This is a genomic window from Cellulomonas sp. PS-H5 (assembly GCF_019265565.1).
Taxonomy (GTDB): Bacteria; Actinomycetota; Actinomycetes; order Actinomycetales; family Cellulomonadaceae; genus Cellulomonas.
In genome coordinates this window covers 1-5,085 of record NZ_JAHVCI010000095.1, presented here as the reverse complement: position 1 = coordinate 5,085, position 5,085 = coordinate 1, and the positions used below count along the sequence as shown (strand labels likewise).

Genomic DNA, 5,085 nt, shown 5'->3' with positions numbered 1-5,085 from the left:
CCCGGCCCGCCGGGGCCGGCGGCCGTCCGGGGGGGGCGCCCCCCCGCGCCCCCCCCCCCCCCCCGACCACCGTGCCCGGGCACGGTGTCGCGCGGAGGGCGACCGCGTGGCACCGTGTCGGGCGCGCCCCCGTCCACCCCGCACCGAACCGAGGACCCGCATGACCGCCCCGCACCCCGGCAGCTCCGCCGGCACTCCCGCCCGGCCCGGCGGGGAGCGTCCCCCCGGCAGCGCGTCGGGCGGCCGACCGGACGGGGCGGCCCGTCCCGCGAGCGGCCACCCGGGCGGCGGACGCCCCGACGGCCACCCCGGCGGTCACCCCGGCGGTCGTCCCGCCGGCGGGCACCCCGGCGCTCCCGGCGGCGGCCACCCGGGCCGCCCCGGCGGTGCGCCCCTCGGCCCGCCCCAGGTCCCGACGCCCCCGCTGTCCCGCCGGACCAGCCTGCTGCCCGCTGCCCTCACCTGGGTGGTCGCGGCCGGCACCACCGCCGTCTACCTCGCGCTCGGCGCGGTCCTCGACGGCGCCCGTACCGGCACCGGCGTCCCGACCGGCGCCCTGGTCGCGATCGTCCTCGGCGTCGTCGCCCTCGCGGCCGCGGCCTTCGCAGGCCCGCGGCTGAGCCTGGGCGCGGTCGGCCGCCGCGAGGTCGAGCGCCGCGACGTGCTGCTCGACCAGATGTTCCGGCTGGGGGTCGCGTTCCGGACCCAGGAGCGGTCGGGCCGGTTCGTCTCGACGGCCACCGACGGCGTCGAGCGAGCCGCCTCCTACGAGGTCACCTTCAAGTTCCCGATCATCGCCTCGATGACGGTCCCGGTGATCGCGCTCGTCGCGCTCGGCGCCGCCGTCGACTGGGTGGTGGCCGGCTGGCTGGCGCTCGCGCTGCCCGCGATCCCGCTGCTGGTCAACGGGTTCCAGAAGCTGTTCCGCAGCGTGTCCGTGCAGTACCGGATGACGGCGCGCCGGTTCTCCGCGCAGTTCCTCGACGCGATCCAGGGGCTGCCGACGTCGACGGCGTTCAACCGGGCGGCGACCAAGGGCGCGGAGCTCGCGCGCAGCGCGGAGCAGCTGCGCCGGATGGTCATGCGCCTCCTGGCGGGCAACCAGGTGGTGCTGCTGGTCATCGACGCCTCGTTCTCGCTGGCGATGGTCGCCGCCGCCGCCGGCCTCGCCATGGCGCGGCTCCGGGACGGCGCGATCACCCCCGGGCAGGCGGTCGCGGTCGTCCTGGTGTCGACCGTGCTGCTGGAGCCGCTGGACCGGGTCGGGCAGTTCTTCTACGTCGGGATGGGCGGCCGCGCGGCCGTGCGGGAGATCGACACGGTGCTCGCGCAGCCGGCGACGGCCGGGGATGCGCCGGGCGTCCGCGCGCCCGTGACCAGCACGTTCCACGTGAATCCTCGCGAGGCCGACGCGGTGGTCGAGGGCCGCCCCGAGGCGGTGGCGCTCGACCACGTGTCCTTCGCCTACCCCGGCGGCCGCCCCGTGCTCGACGACGTGTCGTTCGCCGTGCCGCGCGGCGGGCGGGTCGCGCTGATCGGGCCGTCCGGCTCCGGCAAGAGCACCGTCGCCGCGCTCGTCCAGGCGCACCTGCGCCCGGCGTCGGGCGTCGTCCGGGTCGGCGGCCACGACGCCACCGCGGTCCCGGTCGACTGGGTGCGCGCGCAGACCGCGGTGGTCGCGCAGACCACCTACCTGTTCACCGGCACGCTGGCGGACAACCTGCGGCTGGCCGCGCCCGACGCCGACGACGACCGGCTGTGGCACGCCCTCGCGGAGGCGAACCTCGCCGACGACGTGCGCCGGTTCCCCGACCGGCTCGCCACCCGGGTCGGCGAGCGGGGGCTGTCACTGTCCGGCGGCCAGGCCCAGCGGCTCGCCGTCGCCCGCGCGCTGCTCAAGGACGCGCCCGTGCTGCTGCTCGACGAGCCGACGAGCCAGGTGGACGCCGCCTCCGAGTCGGCGCTCGTCGAGGCGCTCGACCGGGCCGGCGAGGGCCGCACGGTGGTCGTGGTCGCGCACCGGCTCAGCACGGTCCGCGGCGCGGACGAGGTGCTGGTGCTCGCCGAGGGCCGCATCGTCGAGCAGGGTCCGCCCGACCGGCTCGGCAGCATCGACTCGTACTACGCCCGCGCGCTGGACCTGTCCGGCGTCGGCGCGGGCCCGCTCACCGAGCAGGAGGCCCGCCCGTGAGCGCCGCCACGCAGCCCCGCCCCGCGTCGCCGGCCGGGGTGCCCGCCCCCGCGACGCCCGAGGTCCCGCTGACCCGGGCCGCCATCTCCCGCCGGCTGGTGCGGTTCGGTCGACCCGTCCTGCCGCCGCTCGCCGCGTCGCTCGTGTGCCGCGTGGTCGGCCAGCTGCTCGGCATCGCGCTGCTCGGCGTCTCCGCGTGGGGCGTCGCGCGGGTCGCGCAGGACCCGGACGCGGCGATCGCGCCCGTCGTGTGGACCCTCGTCGCGCTGTCCCTGGTCAAGGGGGCGCTGCGCTACCTCGAGCAGTTCACCGGGCACGCCGTCGCGTTCCGCGCGCTCGCCATGCTGCGCGTGGACTTCTACGACCGGCTCGCCCCGCAGGCGCCCGCCGGGGTGCTGTCCCGGCGCACCGGCGACCTGGTCAACCGCGCGACCAAGGACGTCGACCGCGTCGAGGTGTTCTTCGCGCACACCCTGGTGCCGGCGGTCAGCGCCGTCGTCGTGCCGGTGGTCGTGCTGGTGGTGCTCGCGGCCGGCTACGACCCGGTGCTCGCGCTGGTGCTGCTGCCCTTCCTGCTGCTCGTCGGAGCGGTCGTCCCCGGCTGGGGCCGCAGCCCGAGCGCCGCGGCCGCGACCCGGGTCCGCGCCGCCCGCGGCCGGCTCGCCCAGCTGGTGACGGAGTCGCTGCAGGGCGTCCGCGAGGTGCTCGCGTTCGGTGCCGCCGGCCGCCGCCGCGCCGAGGCCCGTGACGTGGCCGCCGAGGTCGACGCCGGGCTCGCCGGCCTCGCGACCTGGACCGCGCGCCGCCGCGCCGCGAACTCGGTGCTCATGGTGGGGGCGGTCGTGACCGTGGCGCTCGTCGGCGCCGCCCGCGTCGGATCCGGCACGCTGGACTGGCCGGCGTATGCGGTGGCGGTCGTGCTCGCGCTGGCGGTGTTCACCCCGGTGCTCGCCGTCGAGGACGTCGCGCCCGACCTCGAGCAGGCCTTCGCCGCGGCCCGGCGCATCTGGCGGATCACCGACGCCGCCCCAGCGACGACGTCGCCCGCCGACCCGGTGCCGCTGCCCGACGGCCCGCTCGACATCCGGTTCGAGGGCGTGGGCTTCACCTACCCGGCACCCGACCTCGACCCCGACGACCCGGCTGCCGCGGCGCTGGGTTCGGTCGAGCGCCGGCCCGTGCTCACGGGGCTGGACCTGCACGTGCCGGCGGGGAGCACGACCGCGGTCGTGGGCTCGTCGGGCTCGGGCAAGTCGACGCTGGTGAACCTGCTGACCCGCGCCTGGGACCCGGACGCGGGGCGGGTGCTGCTCGGCGGGGTCGACGTGCGGGACGTGTCGCTCGGGGACCTGCGGCGGCACGTCGCCGTCGTCGGCCAGAGTACGTACCTGTTCAACGACACGCTCGCGGCGAACCTCCGGCTCGCCGCGCCGGACGCCACCGACGCCGAGCTGGAGGCCGCCTGCCGGCGCGCCGCCCTGCACGACGCGGTGCTGGCGATGCCAGACGGGTACGAGACCCGGGTCGGCGAGATGGGGGAGCGGCTGTCCGGCGGGCAGCGGCAGCGGGTCGCGATCGCGCGGGCGCTGCTGCTGGACGCGCCGGTGCTCGTGCTCGACGAGGCGACCAGCCAGCTCGACGTCGCGACCGAGGCGGAGATCCAGGACGCCCTGGCCGAGGCGGCGAAGGGGCGGACGGTCCTGGTGATCGCGCACCGCCCGGGCGCCGTCCGCACGGCCGACCGCGTCCTCCGCATCGAGAACCTCGCGAGCGCCTGACCCGTCCGCCGGCCTACCTCGTCGCGGCGTGACACGGCGGTCCAGCGGCGCGCGTGCTTCGGCCGCCGAGCGAGCAGCCGACGCGTCGAGCGAGTACCCGGCGACTACTCGCTCGACGTGTCGGGTACCCCGTGGTGAGCGTGCACCCGCCCGTGCCGGGTGCACGTGCGCGCCGGGTCAGGCGGTGCGGGTGGCGATGACGTCGTGGGACGGGCGGCCCGCCTGCTCGCCACGGCGCTCGAACTTGGTGACCGGGCGGTGCGCCGGGCGGGGCGCGAAGCCGCCGTGCGGGTTGGTCAGGCCCGGGTCGGCGTCGACGACCTCGAGCATCTGCTCGGCGTACTCCACCCAGTCGGTCGCGCAGTGCAGCGTGCCGCCGAGCCGCAGCCGGCTGCGCAGCAGGGCGACGTGGTCGGGCGCGATGATCCGGCGCTTGTGGTGGCGTGCCTTCGGCCACGGGTCGGGGAAGAACACGTGCACGGCGTCGAGCGAGCCCGGGGCGACGGTCCGGCGCACCAGGTCGAGGGCGTCCCCGTGCGCGACCCGGACGTTGGTGAGGCCGAGCTCCTCGACCAGCACCAGCAGGTTCGCGATGCCGGGCAGGTGCGCCTCGACGGCGAGGTAGTCCCGGCCCGGGTCGGCGGCGGCCATCGCCGCGGTGGCGTCGCCCATGCCGGAGCCGATCTCCAGCACGAGCGGGGCGGTGCGACCGAACAGCCGAGCCGCGTCCAGGGCACCGTCGGGCGTCGTCGGCGCGAGGCCGAGCGCCGGGTCGTGCACCGAGAAGCCGTACCGGGGCCACAGCCGGTCGAGCGCGTCGGTCCGGCGCTCACCCAGCGCGGCGCGGCGCGGGTGGAAGGTGCGGATCGGGTCGCCCTCGGTGTTCGGGGCGTGCTGGAACGCGTCGCCGGGCCGCCCGTCCGCGGCGGCGGCACCTCCGGCCGCGCCGGCGTCGGCGGTCGGGGGAGCGGCGAGGTCGTCCGGGTCGGGCACGCGTCGAGGGTAGCGGCGCCGCCGCACGCGTCCGCGCCGCCCCCGTCGTCGCCGCGCCGCCCCCGTCGTCGCCGCGCCGCCCCCGTCGCCGCCGCGCCACCCCCGTCGCCGCCGCGCCCCCCC

3 protein-coding genes are annotated in these 5,085 nt (G+C 78.1%); 2 read left to right on the top strand and 1 reads right to left on the bottom strand.

Annotation, left to right across the window (positions count from 1 at the left end):
* Positions 1 to 160 precede the first annotated feature (160 nt).
* On the top strand, positions 161 to 2,191 hold the full coding sequence (locus J5O08_RS19875) for an ABC transporter ATP-binding protein/permease (protein WP_218708645.1): 2,031 nt from the start codon (positions 161 to 163) through the stop codon (positions 2,189 to 2,191).
* Positions 2,188 to 3,969 (top strand): thiol reductant ABC exporter subunit CydC, encoded by a 1,782-nt coding sequence (gene cydC / locus J5O08_RS19870; protein ID WP_218708643.1) that lies wholly within the window; start codon positions 2,188 to 2,190, stop codon positions 3,967 to 3,969. Before J5O08_RS19875 ends, cydC begins: the two co-directional genes overlap by 4 nt.
* A gap of 177 nt (positions 3,970 to 4,146) precedes the next feature.
* Here cydC and trmB read toward each other — a convergent pair whose 3' ends face one another.
* Positions 4,147 to 4,962 carry a tRNA (guanosine(46)-N7)-methyltransferase TrmB gene (gene trmB / locus J5O08_RS19865; protein WP_218708642.1) on the bottom strand — a complete coding sequence of 272 codons (816 nt, stop codon included), beginning with the start codon at positions 4,960 to 4,962 and terminating at the stop codon, positions 4,147 to 4,149.
* Between the last annotated feature and the right edge of the window lie 123 nt (positions 4,963 to 5,085).

Bases quoted from the DNA above. Each gene is read 5' to 3' on its own strand.
- J5O08_RS19875 (WP_218708645.1), top strand. From the start codon at position 161: ATGACCGCCCCGCACCCCGGCAGCTCCGCCGGCACTCCCGCCCGGCCC.